Origin of the sequence: Providencia sp., assembly GCF_003533305.1 — a bacterium.
In the GTDB taxonomy this organism is placed as follows: domain Bacteria; phylum Pseudomonadota; class Gammaproteobacteria; order Enterobacterales; family Enterobacteriaceae; genus Providencia.
The window spans coordinates 400805-417416 of sequence record NZ_DOEH01000023.1; the positions used below are offsets into that span (position 1 = coordinate 400805).

General features: G+C 40.3%; 13 protein-coding genes and 2 tRNA genes. 14 read left to right on the plus strand and 1 reads right to left on the minus strand.

Going from position 1 to position 16612, the window contains the following annotated elements; genetic code table 11:
- Nucleotides 1-75: 75 nt before the first annotated feature.
- Nucleotides 76-1536: a beta-Ala-His dipeptidase gene (gene pepD / locus DD649_RS16195; protein WP_294108826.1), complete on the minus strand. Its 1461-nt coding sequence runs from the start codon at nucleotides 1534-1536 to the stop codon at nucleotides 76-78.
- 312 nt (nucleotides 1537-1848) lie between these two features.
- On the opposite strand from pepD, the gene gpt reads away from it, so the two are divergent.
- The 14 genes from gpt (at nucleotide 1849) to DD649_RS16265 (ending at nucleotide 16533) form a co-directional block, all read left to right on the plus strand.
- Nucleotides 1849-2313 (plus strand): xanthine phosphoribosyltransferase, encoded by a 465-nt coding sequence (gene gpt / locus DD649_RS16200; RefSeq protein ID WP_294108827.1) that lies wholly within the window; start codon nucleotides 1849-1851, stop codon nucleotides 2311-2313.
- A 195-nt stretch (nucleotides 2314-2508) separates the two neighbouring features.
- Nucleotides 2509-3759, plus strand: coding sequence for an esterase FrsA (gene frsA / locus DD649_RS16205; RefSeq protein WP_294108828.1), 1251 nt, complete (start codon nucleotides 2509-2511; stop codon nucleotides 3757-3759).
- Between the two features lie 71 nt (nucleotides 3760-3830).
- A complete protein-coding gene (gene crl, locus DD649_RS16210; protein ID WP_294108829.1) occupies nucleotides 3831-4232 on the plus strand; it encodes a sigma factor-binding protein Crl in 402 nt (133 codons plus the stop codon).
- Between the two features lie 116 nt (nucleotides 4233-4348).
- A complete protein-coding gene (gene proB / locus DD649_RS16215; protein ID WP_294109190.1) occupies nucleotides 4349-5452 on the plus strand; it encodes a glutamate 5-kinase in 1104 nt (367 codons plus the stop codon).
- Between the two features lie 2 nt (nucleotides 5453-5454).
- On the plus strand, nucleotides 5455-6708 hold the full coding sequence (proA, locus tag DD649_RS16220; protein ID WP_294108832.1) for a glutamate-5-semialdehyde dehydrogenase: 1254 nt from the start codon (nucleotides 5455-5457) through the stop codon (nucleotides 6706-6708).
- A 130-nt stretch (nucleotides 6709-6838) separates the two neighbouring features.
- Complete coding sequence (gene aroL / locus DD649_RS16225) at nucleotides 6839-7336, plus strand: shikimate kinase AroL (protein WP_294108835.1); 498 nt, start codon at nucleotides 6839-6841, stop codon at nucleotides 7334-7336.
- Nucleotides 7337-7462: 126 nt separating this feature from the next.
- The gene (gene aas / locus DD649_RS16230; RefSeq protein ID WP_294108837.1) at nucleotides 7463-9610 is read left to right on the plus strand and encodes a bifunctional acyl-ACP--phospholipid O-acyltransferase/long-chain-fatty-acid--ACP ligase; all 2148 of its coding nucleotides are present in this window, start codon (nucleotides 7463-7465) and stop codon (nucleotides 9608-9610) included.
- Between the two features lies 1 nt (nucleotide 9611).
- A complete protein-coding gene (lplT, locus tag DD649_RS16235; RefSeq protein ID WP_294108838.1) occupies nucleotides 9612-10811 on the plus strand; it encodes a lysophospholipid transporter LplT in 1200 nt (399 codons plus the stop codon).
- 18 nt (nucleotides 10812-10829) lie between these two features.
- Entirely contained in the window at nucleotides 10830-11345 is a 516-nt protein-coding gene (gene pncC, locus DD649_RS16240) for a nicotinamide-nucleotide amidase (RefSeq protein WP_336430964.1), read from the plus strand.
- Between the two features lie 92 nt (nucleotides 11346-11437).
- A complete protein-coding gene (gene recA, locus DD649_RS16245) occupies nucleotides 11438-12505 on the plus strand; it encodes a recombinase RecA (protein ID WP_294108839.1) in 1068 nt (355 codons plus the stop codon).
- A gap of 347 nt (nucleotides 12506-12852) precedes the next feature.
- Nucleotides 12853-15480, plus strand: coding sequence for an alanine--tRNA ligase (gene alaS / locus DD649_RS16250; RefSeq protein WP_294108841.1), 2628 nt, complete (start codon nucleotides 12853-12855; stop codon nucleotides 15478-15480).
- 228 nt (nucleotides 15481-15708) lie between these two features.
- The gene (gene csrA, locus DD649_RS16255) at nucleotides 15709-15894 is read left to right on the plus strand and encodes a carbon storage regulator CsrA (protein WP_004264815.1); all 186 of its coding nucleotides are present in this window, start codon (nucleotides 15709-15711) and stop codon (nucleotides 15892-15894) included.
- Nucleotides 15895-16352: 458 nt separating this feature from the next.
- Nucleotides 16353-16445, plus strand: a tRNA-Ser gene (locus tag DD649_RS16260).
- Nucleotides 16446-16456: 11 nt separating this feature from the next.
- Nucleotides 16457-16533: transfer RNA gene (locus tag DD649_RS16265), tRNA-Arg, on the plus strand.
- Nucleotides 16534-16612: the final 79 nt, after the last annotated feature.

Genomic DNA, 16612 nt, shown 5'->3' on the forward strand with positions numbered 1-16612 from the left:
TTCAAAATTCAAAATTCAAAATAAAAAAGCACCCTTTAAGGATGCTTTGATATGCAAAGATAAAATGAAGTTAAATTAATTTTTAACTGGAATATCTTTTAAAATTGCGGTTAATAATGTCCAGTATTGGCCAACGCTTTCAATATGCACGCGTTCATCAGGTGAGTGAGCACCACGAATAGTTGGGCCGATAGAAACCATATCCATTAATGGGTAAGGTTTTTTGAACAAGCCACACTCAAGACCCGCGTGGATAACCATAATATTAGGTGTTTTACCAAACAGTTTTTGGTAAGTTGCGCTAACAATATGCATAACCGGTGAATTTGCATCGGGTTGCCAGCCTGGGTAGCTGCCTTGTGCTTTGCATTTGGCTTGCGCTAATTTGCTGATTGAAGTCAGCATATTAACAACATAATTTTTGCCACTATCAATCAAAGAGCGGACTAAGAAGATAACTTCGGCTTTATCTTCTGTCATGGTGACAACGCCTTCATTCAGTGAAGTTTCAACAACACCTTTAGCAACATCACTCATACGAATAACGCCATTTGGCGCAGCATTTAAGAAGAACACAAACCGTTTTTGGCAATCATCAGTGATCGCTTTAAGCTCAGTTTTGGTTTCATCGAGTAAAAAGACCACATTAGGCTCTACAGCCGCTAATTCATTTTGCAAAATAGCTTCATAACGCGCTCTAAGCGCTGTTAACTCATCTACTTTATCAGCAGGAACTGCAACAATAGCATGACCTTCACGTGGAATTGCATTGCGCAGAGTGCCACCAGTTAATTCGAGCAATTTTAAGCCCAAGTCTTCTGCATGACCTGCGAGAAAACGTGCTAATAGCTTGTTGGCATTGCCTAATCCAAGGTGTACATCACCACCGGAATGGCCACCTTTTAAACCTTTTAACGTTAAGGTAAAGGTTTTATAGCCTTGGGGTAATGCTTCGCGAGTTAAATCGAATGTTGCAGTAAAATCAACACCACCCGCACAACCCATGTAAATTTCGCCTTCTTCTTCTGAGTCCGTGTTGATCAGAATGTCAGCTTGTAACCAATTAGGCTGTAAACCAAATGCGCCGTCCATGCCTGTTTCTTCGGTCATGGTTAGCAAAACTTCAAGTGGACCATGTTCAACTGTATCATCAGCCAACACTGCAAGTGCAGATGCCATACCGATGCCATTATCAGCACCGAGGGTAGTGCCTTCAGCAGTGACCCATTCACCATTCACATAAGGACGGATTGGGTCTTTTGTGAAATCATGAACAGTATCATTATTTTTTTGTGGAACCATATCTAAGTGTGCTTGTAAAACGACTGCTTTACGATTTTCGTAGCCTGCCGTTGCTGGCTTACGGATCAAGATATTACCCACTTGGTCTCTTTCTACGTGAAAACCTTTTTGTTTTGACCATTCGATAATATGTGCAGCAAGCGCTTCTTCATGCTTAGAAGGGTGTGGAATTGAGCAGATTTTGGCGAAAATGTCCCAAAGCGGTTGTGGTGAGAGTTTAGATAGTTGTGACACGTTTTTTCTCCTTAAATTTTCCCGTTATATTTCAAGTTGTCGCATTATCGGGCGGCTAAACTACAACTCTCAATATTTAAAGGATATATCGCTTAAATGGTTGCCTAACAGCATGAAGCCTATAGTTAAAGACCTCATTATTGATTGGTTCAGCATACCACTTTATTTTGAACAATGGACAGTGTAAATGATATTAATTCAGGCCAGTAGGTGATTATTACTGGTTTTTAGTGCGCCGAATCACTATAATCTCGCGCAACCTTTTTTCCGCAAAACACATTCAGTTTTACTCAGCGTCGGGACCCGAATATTATGAGCGAAAAATATGTCGTAACGTGGGATATGTTGCAAATACATGCCCGTAAACTCGCACAACGTTTGTTACCAGTAGAGCAATGGACTGGGATTATCGCGGTTAGCCGTGGTGGTTTAGTTCCTGCCGCACTTCTTGCTCGTGAGCTAGGTATCCGTCACGTTGATACCGTATGCATCTCTAGCTATGACCATGACAATCAACGCGAAATGAATATTATTAAGCGTGCAGAGGGTAATGGTGAAGGCTTTATCATCATTGATGATTTAGTTGATACCGGTGGTACTGCACAAGCTATTCGTGACATGTATCCAAAAGGTCATTTTGTCACCATTTTCGCAAAACCTGCGGGCCGTCCATTAGTTGATGACTATGTTATCGATATCCCTCAAGATACTTGGATTGAACAGCCATGGGATATGGGGGTTGTATTTGTGAAACCTCTGTGCGAGCAAGATAAATAAATCGTTATTTTATATTTTTAATGCATAGGTAAAAGATAACGACAATTAAATCTTAAAAATTTTTAGTTGTTGTAAACAAAACATGAATACCTAATAAATTTGTTAAAAATACGATATTATAGGGGAATGCAATAGCATTCCCTTTTGTTTTATATAGCCGTCATATTCCAAAATTATATGAGTAGGTGATAAGTAATGACTCAGCAAAATCTCTCCGAAAAACTCTTCAAACCTAAAATAAGACAAGTTGAAACCTCTACATTAGTCTCTTATTCCTCATATGATCTGCCTGAAATAAAAGATCATAGCGTATTAAACGGAACTCAACATGCCGGTTGGTACCGGATGATTAATCGCTTAATGTGGATTTGGCGTGGTATCGACGCATTAGAAATTGAGGAAGTTTTAAGTCGTATTGCTGTTTCAGATGCTAAACGCAGTAATGAGAACCTTCTTGATACTGTTATTGGTAATCGACGCGGTAATTGGTGCTTTGAATGGTCGCATCAAGCCATGCTTTGGCAGCAAAAGGCATTACAATTCGAAAAGGGTGAAAAGGCATGCGATGCATGGTTACGGGCGGCTAATTTATATAGTATCGCCGCTTACCCTTTTATTAAAGGCGATGAATTAGCTGACCAAGCTGTATTATTGGCGTGTAAAGCTTATGACAGTGCAGCACAATTTTCTGAATATCAATTGAAAAAAATTGCGTTCAAAATTGAAGGTGGTAAAGAGGTTTGTGGTTTTTTACATATTCCTTCAAATGCACAAGGACCTTATCCTACCGTGATGGTTTGCGGTATGTTAGATAGTTTGCAAATTGATTTTAATCGTTATTTTCGGGATTATTTAGAGCCGCTTGGCATTGCGATGTTAACGTTGGATATGCCTTCAATTGGCTACTCAATAAAATATAAATTATCTCAAGAAACCAGTACATTACATGAGCAAGTTGTTCGCCAGTTAGATACCATTCCTTGGATTGATCATACTCGTTTTGGTATTGTAGGGATGCGCTTTGGGGCAAATATAGCATTAAGACTAGCTTATATGTGTCCTGATAAAATAAAAGGCGTTGCCGTCATCGGACCAATTGTTCACAGTTTACTTAATGACGAAAAATATCAAAAAGATATTCCTCGTATGGTATTAGATGTATTTGCGAGTCGTATTGGTATTTATCAAGTTGATGGTGCTTCTTTACGTCATGAATTAAGTTGTTATTCATTGAAAAAACAAGGCCTTCTTGGTAAACGTAGTAAAGTGCCTATGATGTCAGTATGTTTGAAAAATGACATTTATAGTCCGAAAGAAGAGTCAACTTTAATCGCGCGTTCATCAGTGGATGGTGATTTAGTTATGTTACCAAGTAGTCCAATTTTTGCAAATTTTGAAAAAGCACTGAGTGAAACGACAGCTTGGTTAAAAACTAAAATACTTTAATTTTATTGAATGACTTGCTTATTTCTTGGCTTTTGTTAAAAAGGGATCTTCCCAAGAAGGAGATCCTTAACATGGCTTTACCGACTGAATATTCAAATGGAAAGTATTTAAAGAAATTTGCTGCAATGGGTCCTTATTTACGCGAAAAACAATCACTAAATGGTTGTTATTTTTTTGATAGCTTAGTTGTTTGCGTTAATGCGAATATCTCACCCGAAAAACGTGAATTTTGGGGGGGGTGGTTGAAATTAGTTGCCACTAGCGAAGGTTTTGAATTTTCTTATCAACTTGGCTTATATAATAGCCATGGTAGTTGGCAAGCTAAAGTGTTGAAAGATCCTGTCACGATAGCCGCAGTAGAAAAAAATTTGGTATCGTTTCACCAAGCCCTTTCTAAACAATTATCCGAGCTTGAGTTAACCCTCTTCCCTTCGCAACTAATGACAGAATTAAAACTGGAATTAAGCGCATAAATTTGTTTTAAACAAACTTTTGTTGAATTTTGCGTTATGCCTGTTGGCATAACGCGTTTCACCTGATAAAAATGATAGCTACTTTGTAATTTATTAATCCTAATGGCAGAAAAATGATGAAAAATAGCCAGACGCTGGTTGTTAAGTTAGGTACCAGTGTATTGACGGGGGGCTCACGCCGTTTAAATCAAGCTCATATTGTTGAGTTAGTTAGGCAGTGTGCGCAGCAATATGAAAAAGGGCACCGCATTATTATTGTGACATCAGGGGCAATTGCCGCTGGTCGCGAACATCTTAATTACCCCGAATTACCAGCAACTATTGCATCTAAACAGTTGTTAGCGGCGGTCGGTCAAAGTCGTCTGATCCAATTGTGGGAAAGGCTGTTTTCTATTTACGGCATTCATATTGGCCAAATGTTGCTAACTCGGGCAGATCTTGAAGACCGTGAACGTTTCTTGAATGCCAGAGATACACTTCAAGCATTACTTGATAACGGCATTATTCCTGTTATTAATGAAAATGATGCGGTAGCGACTGCGGAAATTAAAGTGGGCGATAACGATAACTTATCGGCTCTTGCCGCAATTTTAGGCGATGCTGACAAACTTTTATTACTGACCGATATCGAAGGTTTGTATGATGCAGACCCCCGCAGTAATCCTGATGCTAAGTTGATCCCAGAAGTTTATGGTGTTAATGACGAATTACGTAAAATGGCGGGTGATAGTGTAAGTGGTTTAGGGACAGGCGGAATGGCAACTAAATTACAAGCTGCGGATGTTGCTGGTCGAGCGGGTATTGATGTTATCATTGTCGCGGGTAATAAGCCGGATGTAATTAGTGCTGTAATTGAAAATATTCCTGTAGGGACAAGGTTCTACGGACAAAAAAATCCGATGGAGAACCGTAAACGCTGGATTTTTGGTGCGCCAGCCGCAGGTGATGTTTATATTGATGATGGCGCACAGCTTGCCATCTTAGAAAAAGGCAGCTCATTATTGCCTAAAGGTATTAAGAAAATCGAAGGTGATTTTTCACGAGGTGCAGTGATCCGAATTCGTAATATGGTCGGAAAAGACTTAGCCCATGGTGTGAGCCATTACAATAGCGATGCACTGCGCATGATTGCGGGTCATCATTCACAAGAAATTGGTCGCATACTTGGCTATGAACATGGCTCAGTTGCTGTTCATCGCGATGATATGATAGTGAGTTAATTATGTTAGAGAAAATGGGTAAAGCGGCACGAGTGGCCTCATGGCAATTAGCGCAATTAAGCACAAAACAAAAAAATGCAGCCCTTGAGCAAATTGCTGATTTATTAGAACAAGAAAGTGCAGTTATTTTGTCTGCTAATCAGCAAGACATGAAACTGGCGAAAGACAGTGGCATGACTGAGGCATTACAAGATCGTTTGTTATTGACCGAAGCTCGCCTAAAAAATATTGCTGATGATGTTAGGCAGGTTTGCCAATTAGCAGACCCTGTTGGTCAAATTATTGATGGCAGCTTACTTGATAGTGGCCTAGATTTACAACGTCGCCGAGTTCCTCTTGGGGTTATTGGTGTGATTTATGAAGCTCGCCCGAACGTTACTGTTGATGTCGCTTCCTTGTGCTTAAAAACAGGTAATGCGGTTATTTTGCGTGGTGGAAAAGAGACTCATAATACCAACCTTGCCGTTGTGAGTGTTATTCAACAAGCGCTTAAAAATAGCGGATTGCCTGCTGATGCAGTACAAGCAATTAATAACCCTGATCGTGAATTAGTTGCTCAGCTACTAAAATTAGATAGTTATATCGATATGCTGATACCACGAGGTGGCGCTGGTTTACATCGATTATGTCGTGAACAATCAACGATCCCAGTCATAACGGGTGGTATTGGTGTTTGCCATACTTTTGTCGATGAATCCGTTGATTTTGATAAAGCACTCAGTGTGATAGTCAATGCTAAAGTTCAGCGTCCAAGTGCGTGTAATTCACTTGAAACATTATTAGTGCATCAAAGTATTGCAGCTGATTTTATGCCGCGATTGAGTGAAGTCATGGCACAAAAACAAGTCACCTTACATGCCAGTGAGCAGGCTATGCCTTTTTTACAGCAAGGGCCAGCTAAGGTTATTGATGTTAAACCTGAAAATTTAATTGATGAGTGGTTATCGCTTGATCTGAATGTTGAGATTGTGGCTGATATAGATGCGGCGATTGACCACATTCGACATTATGGTACCTCTCATTCAGATGCGATTTTGACTGAATCGCTGAGTCAGGCAAATTATTTTGTTCATCGGGTTGATTCCTCTGCTGTTTACGTTAACGCGAGTACACGTTTTACCGATGGTGGGCAATTTGGTTTAGGTGCTGAAGTTGCTGTGAGCACGCAAAAATTACATTCACGAGGCCCTATGGGGCTTGATGCACTAACGACCTATAAGTGGATTGGCTACGGTGATTTTCTTAGCCGTGCTTAACGCGTAAACTGTTATAACGAGAGCTACACTAAGGTGTAGCTTTATTTTTTATTGTTTGCCGTTTTTGACCGCCACTGATTAACAGCTGTGTGGCAGATGTAACGTAACAATCATGATGGGATGAATTTTGATGTTTTACATTATAGGTCCAAGAGGTTCTGGAAAGACAACAATCGGCAAGCGTTTAGCTGAGCATAAAGGGTATCAATTTGTCGATACTGACAAACTTATCTTAGAACATGCAGGTAAAAGTATTGCTGAAATTGTTGCTCAACATGGATGGGCGTATTTTCGACATCTAGAAAGCGAGATATTACAATCAATTAAGCAAGACAAAACGATTGTTTCGACCGGTGGTGGAATTATTCTTTCTGAAGAAAATCAGCGGATTATGCGTGATAACGGTACTGTGATTTATTTGAGCGCAGATCCGAGTATATTGGCACAGCGGTTAGCAGCAGAACCTCAAGAAGATCAACGCCCTAGCTTGACTGGAAAGTCTTTATTAGAGGAAATAGAAGAAGTGATGCAGCTAAGAGAGCCTATTTACCTAGCTACAGCGCATCATGTTGTTGATGCCACTCAACCTATAGATGTTATTATTCAACAAGTGAAAGATTTAACATAAATGCTTTACCGTTTAATCACACTTTCGGAATAAACTACTTAGTATCATAAGTAATATCGCGACATAATCATGATTGTATAATTATTCACTAATTCATAAAGCATCGTCATAATATAGGGATTCATTATGTTGGCAAAAATTGTCAAAACCATACTTAGATTTTTATTTCGAGTTCAAGTTATTGGCGACGCTAAGGAATTTAATCAAGATAAATGTTTGATTACACCTAATCATGTTTCCCTTCTTGATGGTGTTTTAGTCGCTTTATTTTTGCCTGTAAAACCTGTATTTGCTGTCTATTCTACATTTGCGACACCGCGAATGATTAAGTTATTAAAGCCTTATGCTGATATTGTTCCTCTCGATCCCGCTAACCCTTTAGGTATTAGAACGTTAGTCAAAGAAGTCGATAAAGGGCGTCCAATTGTTATTTTTCCGGAAGGGCGCATCTCTGTTCATGGCTCTTTGATGAAAATCTATGAGGGCGCTGCATTTGTGGCGGCTAAATCCCAAGCTAAAGTTGTCCCAATTCGTATTGAAGGGGCTGAACGTAGTCATTTTGGATATCTAAAGGGGATTATTCCGCTTAAATGGTTCCCTAAAATCACGTTGCATATTTTACCCGCTCAAACAATCCCAATGCCTGATGCACCTAAATCGGTTGAACGCCGTAGCCTTGCAGGGGAACATCTTTATCAAATAATGAAGTCGGCGCGTATGGCTTGTCGACCACAAATGACATTAGTTGAAGCTTTCATCGATAGTGTGCAACGCTTTGGTCGATGCACTCCATGTATTGAAGATATTGCGTTCAAAGAAGATTCTTACCAAGGCCTACTGAAAAAAACCTTGGGTGTGGGACGCATTATCGAACGCTATACAAAAGAAAATGAGCGTATTGGTCTATTGCTACCGAATGCAACCGTTACTGCTGCTGCTATATTTGGCGCATTAATGCGGGGGCGAGTGCCTGCCATGCTGAATTATACCGCAGGTAGCCATGGAATTAGTAACGCATTAAAAGCCTCTGCGGCAAACGTGGTCTTTACTTCTCGTCAGTTTTTAGAAAAAGGCAACTTGACCCATATTCCTCAGCAAGTGCCGGAAGCAACTTGGATTTATCTTGAAGATTTAAAAGATACCGTCACTTTGCAAGATAAGATCTGGATTGTTAAACATTTATTTTCACCCCGTAAGGCAATAATCCCTCGCAAAGTTGATGATGAAGCTATCGTACTGTTTACCTCTGGGTCAGAAGGTACGCCAAAAGGGGTGGTTCATAGTCATGCAAGCTTGTTAGCGAACGTTGAGCAAATTAAAACCATTGCAGATTTCACTCCGCGCGATCGCTTTATGTCATCACTGCCATTATTTCATGCATTTGGTTTGACGGTGGGTTTGTTTATCCCTCTCTTTTCCGGTAGCCGCGTATTTCTCTATCCAAGCCCTTTGCATTACCGAATTATTCCTGAGTTGGTTTACGATAAAAACTGTACCGTTTTATTTGGTACTTCGACCTTTTTAGGTAATTATGCCCGTTTTGCTCATCAATATGATTTTGCTCGCTTGCGTTATGTCGTTGCTGGTGCTGAAAAATTATCAGATAGCACCAAAAAAATCTGGTTTGAAAAATTTGGTATTCGTATTCTTGAAGGCTATGGCGTGACCGAATGCGCACCTATAGTGTCAATCAATGTGCCAATGGCAACCAAAGAAGGCTCTGTGGGACAAATTTTGCCAGGAATGGAAGCTCGGATCATCCCACTATCAGGTATAGAAAAAGGTGGAAAGTTGCAGCTCAAAGGCCCGAATATCATGAAAGGCTATTTGCGTGTTGAAGCGCCGGGTATTCTAGAAACGCCGAGTGCTGAAAATGCACAGGGTGAGCGAGAGCCAGACTGGTACGATACTGGTGATATTGTTGAATTAGATAAAAGAAATTACTGCACTATTAAAGGTCGAGTAAAACGTTTTGCTAAACTTGCAGGCGAAATGGTTTCTTTGGAAAGTATTGAACAAATGATCTTTAGCATGTCACCGAATGCACAGCACGGAGTTGTTACTAAACCTGATAGTAGTAAAGGCGAAGCACTCGTTTTATTTACTACCGATAAGCAACTGGACCGTAGTGCATTATCTACGGCGGCTAAAAGTAAAGGGTTAACTGAACTTGCCGTTCCTCGTGATATCCGTTGGGTAAAAGAACTTCCTGTATTAGGTAGCGGAAAAACCGATTTTGTTACGCTAAAACAAATGGCTTTGAAGGATGAATAAAATGGACGATTTAGCGCAAAAGGCTCCGTTATTAAGTCGAGGCATGAAGGCTGTACTGGCTTCACAATTTCTTTCTGCTTTTGCGGATAATGCATTGTTATTTGCAATTTTGGCGCAGCTCAAGGCTGAGTTTTATCCAGAATGGAGTCATCCAATACTGCAAATGGTTTTTGTTTTTACCTATATCGTATTAGCACCTTTTGTCGGCCAAATCGCAGATCGGTTTTCAAAAGGCCGAGTCATGTTGTTTTCTAATATCTTTAAATTTATTGGTGCGCTTGGTATCTGTGTCGGAGTCAATCCATTCTTATGTTATGGATTAGTGGGAATAGGTGCTGCATCTTATTCACCTGCTAAATACGGGATATTAGGTGAATTAACTGGGGGGGATAACCTGGTTAAAGCCAATGGTATGATGGAAGCTTCAACTATTGCGGCAATCCTTGTTGGTTCAGTCGTAGGTGGAATGTTATCTGATATCAATCTCATGCTTGCACTTGGCACCTGCGCTGCATTATATGCGCTCGCCGTTGTGGTCAACTTTTTCATTCCACATCTTGCAGCGGCAAGACCGGCTAAGGGTTGGAATTTCAAACAACTTTTAATCGATTTTTTATCTGCTTGTCGTATATTGTGGGCGAATCAAGAAAGTCGTTTCTCTTTGGTAGGTACAAGCTTGTTTTGGGGGGCTGGTGTCACGTTACGTTTTTTATTAGTGGCATGGGTACCTATTGCTCTTGGGTTACAAGATAACACAACGCCAACAGTCCTTAATGCGATGGTTGCGGTGGGGATTGTTGCTGGGGCAGGGCTTGCCGCTAAATTTATCACACTTAAAACAGTTTATCGTTGTATTCCTGCTGGTATTGTTATTGGTGTGATGGTTATCTTACTTTCGTTACAAACTAGCCTATTACCTTCTTATTTTATTCTCATTGTTCTTGGGATATTTGGCGGTTTATTTGTCGTTCCTCTTAATGCGTTATTGCAAGAGAAAGGAAAAGAAACTGTCGGTGCAGGTAATGCCATCGCTGTTCAAAATTTAGGTGAAAATAGTGCAATGCTAATTATGTTAGGATTGTATTCACTGGCAATAAAAGTAGGATTGTCGGTAGTTCATGTGGGAATTGGCTTTGGTGCGGTATTTACTATCGCTATTGCAGGATTATGGATTTGGGATCGCGCTCGTAAAAAAGTTTAAATAAAGGTGTACAACAAAATGGTCGATGAGAAGCAACTCGAAATATTAAGTATTCAGATTGGCAAATTACTCTTGCAACAAGGTAAAACAGTCACCACTGCGGAGTCTTGTACTGGAGGATGGATAGCTAAAGTACTTACGGATATTGCAGGTAGCTCAGCCTATTTTCATCGTGGTTTTGTAACATACAGTAATGATGCAAAGCACCAAATGATTGGTGTACAAAATGAATTATTTCAGCAATTTGGTGCAGTAAGTGCACAAGTTGTATCTGAAATGGCAACAGGCGCACTAAAAGAAGCCGCGGCTGATTATGCTGTATCTGTGAGTGGTATTGCAGGTCCTGATGGCGGTAGTATAGAAAAACCAGTTGGGACCGTTTGGTTTGGTTTTGCTCAAAAACAAGCTGATGGAAGCAGTGATGTGATAACAAAACAGTGCTTGTTTCAAGGTGATAGAAATCAAGTTCGTTTAGAATCAACGTGTTATGCGCTTGAGTTTCTTTTACAGATCATAAGTAAAAAATCTTCTTGATACTGTATGATTATACAGTATACTTGGTTCCAACAAATTAAATCCAATCGTTTTATCGCAGTGGTTAATATCATTGCACTTAGGGAGTGAACATGGCTATTGATGAAAACAAACAAAAAGCACTTGCTGCGGCACTTGGTCAAATTGAAAAGCAATTTGGTAAAGGTTCTATTATGCGCCTTGGTGAAGACCGCACAATGGATGTTGAAACTATCTCAACAGGCTCTTTATCACTCGACGTTGCACTAGGTGCTGGTGGTTTACCATTAGGGCGTATTGTTGAAATCTATGGCCCTGAATCTTCAGGTAAAACAACGCTGACATTACAAGTTATTGCATCAGCTCAACGTAGTGGTAAAACATGTGCGTTTATCGATGCTGAGCATGCTCTTGACCCTATCTATGCTAAAAAGCTAGGCGTTGATATCGACAACTTGCTTTGTTCTCAACCGGACACTGGTGAGCAAGCATTAGAGATTTGTGATGCACTGACACGCTCTGGTGCTGTAGATGTTATCATTGTTGACTCCGTTGCCGCTTTAACACCAAAAGCAGAAATTGAAGGTGAAATTGGCGATTCACATATGGGCCTTGCTGCTCGAATGATGAGTCAAGCGATGCGTAAGCTTGCGGGTAACCTGAAAACATCAAATACACTTTTAATCTTTATCAACCAAATTCGTATGAAAATTGGTGTGATGTTCGGTAACCCAGAAACCACAACGGGCGGTAATGCACTGAAGTTCTATGCATCTGTACGTTTAGATATTCGCCGCATTGGTGCTGTAAAAAATGGTGACGAAATCGTTGGTAGCGAAACGCGTGTCAAAGTGGTGAAAAATAAAATTGCTGCGCCATTTAAACAAGCAGAATTCCAAATCCTTTACGGTGAAGGTATTAATACCGTTGGTGAGCTGATTGACCTTGGTGTTAAACATAAGTTGATTGAAAAAGCAGGGGCTTGGTATAGCTACAAAGGCGAAAAAATTGGCCAAGGTAAAGCTAACTCAACAGTTTATTTGAAAGAACGCCCAGAAATCGCAAATGAAATCGATACGAAACTGCGTGAAATGTTATTAAACCACACTGGTGAATTTAATAGTGCAGCAACTGACTTCATCAGTGATTCTGATGAAGAGGAAACGACAGAAGAAATTTAATTCTAGTTTAGTTTTCTAATAAATCAGTCGGTTATAGACGCCACTCTAAAATGAGTGGCGTTTTTTTGTTTTTATCTATCATAATATTTATTTTCACTTATCATAATAATAGTTTATCGGGTTGTTTTTCTGTGGAAAAATACCGTGACCAGAGGTATAAACATACTTTCAGAAAATATCTAGACGCTTTACAATAAAAGCCGCAAATGGATGTATCTAAATTTTACTTCTAAATAAAGAGACTTTATTTTATTAGTCACTTTTTAATCGGAGAGTTGATTAGAGGTGATGTTACATTCCATCTCAACAATTCGTAATTCAGTTTTCAGCTTGTTATCGGGATAAATATGAGTAAAAGCACCGCTGAGATCCGTCAAGCGTTTCTCGACTTTTTTCATACGAAAGGTCATCAAGTGGTCGCCAGCAGTTCGCTAGTGCCAAATAATGACCCTACTTTATTGTTCACTAACGCAGGGATGAACCAGTTCAAAGATGTATTTCTTGGCCTGGATAAAAGAGCATATTCCCGAGCGACAACCGCACAACGTTGCGTGCGAGCAGGTGGTAAACACAACGACCTAGAAAACGTAGGTTATACAGCACGTCACCATACCTTCTTTGAAATGTTAGGTAACTTCAGTTTCGGCGACTATTTCAAGCATGAAGCGATACAATTTGCTTGGGAATTATTAACCAGTGAAGATTGGTTTAATCTACCGAAAGAAAGACTGTGGGTTACTGTATACGCGACAGATGATGAAGCTTATGACATCTGGAATAAAGAAATTGGCATTCCAGTTGAACGCATAATTCGTATTGGCGATAACAAAGGTGCTCCATACGCGTCTGATAACTTTTGGCAGATGGGCGATACGGGGCCATGTGGTCCTTGCACTGAAATTTTCTACGATCATGGTGATCACATCTGGGGTGGACCGCCTAATAGCCCTGAAGAAGACGGTGATCGCTATATTGAGATCTGGAATCTTGTTTTCATGCAATTTAACCGTCAATCAGACGGTACGATGGAACCGCTACCTAAACCATCAGTTGATACAGGAATGGGCTTAGAGCGCATTTCAGCAGTACTACAGCATGTAAATTCTAACTATGATATTGATATTTTCCGCGAATTAATTTCAGCCGCTGCAAATGCGACAGGTGCAAGTGATCTTTCTAATAAATCATTGCGCGTGATTGCTGACCACATTCGTTCGTGTGCATTCTTAGTTAGCGATGGTGTCATTCCGTCGAATGAAGGGCGTGGTTATGTACTTCGTCGTATTATTCGCCGTGCGGTACGTCATGGTTATATGCTAGGTGCGAAAGAGACATTTTTCTACAAATTAGTCGCGCCGTTAGTTAAAGTCATGGGCTCAGCTGCGGATGAACTTCAACGTCAACAAGCGATGGTAGAAAAAGTTCTTAAAACAGAAGAAGAGCAATTTGCACGCACGTTAGAGCGTGGTTTGCAATTACTTGATGACGAATTAGCTTCTTTAAAAGGCGACACCCTAGAAGGTGAAGCGGCATTCCGTCTATATGATACTTACGGCTTTCCTATTGATTTAACGGCAGATGTTTGTCGTGAGCGTAATATCAAAGTAGATGAAGAAGGTTTTGAGCGTGCAATGGAAGATCAGCGCCGTCGCGCAAGAGAATCTAGCGGTTTTGGCGCGGATTATAACTCATTGATTAAAGTTGAAAAAAGAAGTGAGTTTTCAGGTTATCAAGAGGATAAGCAACAAGCGACAATCACTGCACTTTATAAAGATGGTCAGCCTGTTGATTCTTTAAATGTAGGTGAAGAAGGCATTGTGATCCTTGATAAAACTGCATTTTATGCAGAGTCAGGTGGTCAGGTTGGTGATACTGGTATCTTGAAAAATGATAGTGGAAACTTTGTTGTTACAGATACTCAGAAATATGGTCAGGCAATCGGTCATATTGGTAAGGTGACAACGGGGTCGTTGGTCATCAATCACCGTATAAATGCTGAAATTGATAGTGAAAGACGTAATGCTATTCGCTTAAATCACTCAGCAACACACTTATTACATGCTGCACTGCGCCAAGTTTTAGGTGAACATGTTTCACAAAAAGGCTCATTAGTTAACGATAAATACCTGCGCTTCGATTTTTCGCATTTTGAAGCCATGACGCAAGACCAATTACGTCAAGTAGAAGATATTGTTAATGCTCAAATTCGTCATAATTCAGTAATTGAAACAGAATTGATGGATTTAGAGGGAGCAAAAGCAAAAGGTGCTATGGCATTATTTGGTGAGAAATATGATGAGCGTGTGCGAGTATTGAGCATGGGCGATTTTTCTATCGAATTATGTGGTGGTACACATGCTAGCCGCACGGGTGATATTGGTTTATTCCGTATCTTGAGTGAATCAGGTACCGCAGCAGGCGTTCGTCGTATAGAGGCCACAACAGGCTCAACGGCGATTGAAAGTGTTCACAGTCAATCTGAGCAACTTGCCGCAATTGCTCATTTATTGAAAGGTGACATGAATAGCTTGGTTGAAAAAGTTAAGTCTGCATTAGATAAATCTCGTCAACTCGAAAAAGAGATTTTACAACTTAAAGACCAGCAAGCTTCTCAAGAAAGTGCTTCATTAAGTAGCAAAGCAAAAGATATTAAGGGTGCTAAGTTACTCGTTAGCCAATTAAGTGACACTGAACCTAAACTATTAAGAACCATGGTTGATGACCTGAAAAATCAGTTGAAGTCAGCGATTATCGTGCTTTCAACAACGAGTGGTGATAAAGTCAGTGTGATTGTTGGTGTAACTAATGATTTGACTGCTAAAGTTAAAGCAGGTGATTTGATATCTTATGTTGCACAGCAAGTTGGTGGTAAAGGTGGTGGACGCCCAGATATGGCTCAAGCTGGAGGTAATGACGTTAATGCGTTACCGGCGGCTATGGCGAGTGTCGAAGAATGGGTTGCTTCACGACTATAACAGCTTGACTAAATTGCCTCATCATTTTATGAGGCAATTTTAATCTGTTGCAGCATTGTTAAAGTGTTGCGGGTAGTGCTATATTTTGCTTGTAAATAATTAGAATGCTTGCCTTGATGGCATCAATGCTTTAGGTGAATGTCATTGCTTTACGTTTTCACGGTGTGTGATGGACAATAGCGGGGATACCTAGAGACCCGACTCTTTTAATATTTCAAGGAGCAAAGAATGCTTATTCTGACTCGTCGAGTTGGTGAAACACTCATGATAGGCGATGAGGTAACAGTTACTGTATTGGGCGTCAAAGGCAACCAAGTTCGTATTGGTGTTAATGCCCCAAAAGAGGTTTCTGTTCACCGTGAAGAAATTTATCAACGGATCCAGGCCGAAAAGACTCAACCAGATAATCAATAATAATGAATAAGCGTCCAGTTATTGACCACACAGCATGAATGGGCGCTTGTCTTACTCCTTAAATTCAATTCAACAAACTTAATTTCTAAGTCTTTATTAGTGAAATTTAATGCCTTTGAGTCGTTAGCAAATAAATTTGCGGGCTGCTATCAATTCTATTTCTTTCTTTTTTATTTTTCTTTAGCTTAAGATTTGGCCGATTTTAGATGGTTAATCAAAATAATGCGATTAATTACTCATTTTGGGTGCACTGTTTTTATTCATAAAGTTATACAGATAACAGCGGATAAATATGTATTTCGGTGTTAAACTAAGCATCTTGCTTGTGAAATGTGCAAACAGACACTGGAATGCAAAAAGTTTAGAGAAATTGTTTGACTTCTAAGTGTAGGAAAGTAATATGTGCGCCACACAGAGACGAGATGTTTGAAAAAACAAATCGTGTGTAACTAAAATATGGTGAGGTGGCCGAGAGGCTGAAGGCGCTCCCCTGCTAAGGGAGTATGCGGTCAAAAGCTGCATCGAGGGTTCGAATCCCTCCCTCACCGCCATTTTAGATTGTGCATCCGTAGCTCAGCTGGATAGAGTACTCGGCTACGAACCGAGCGGTCGGAGGTTCGAATCCTCCGGGATGCACCATCTTCTCCGAAATGACAGCGGAACTGTTATTTCATGGTCTGCGAGATAATCGTCAGCACCAGGGAAGACAATGTAGTAA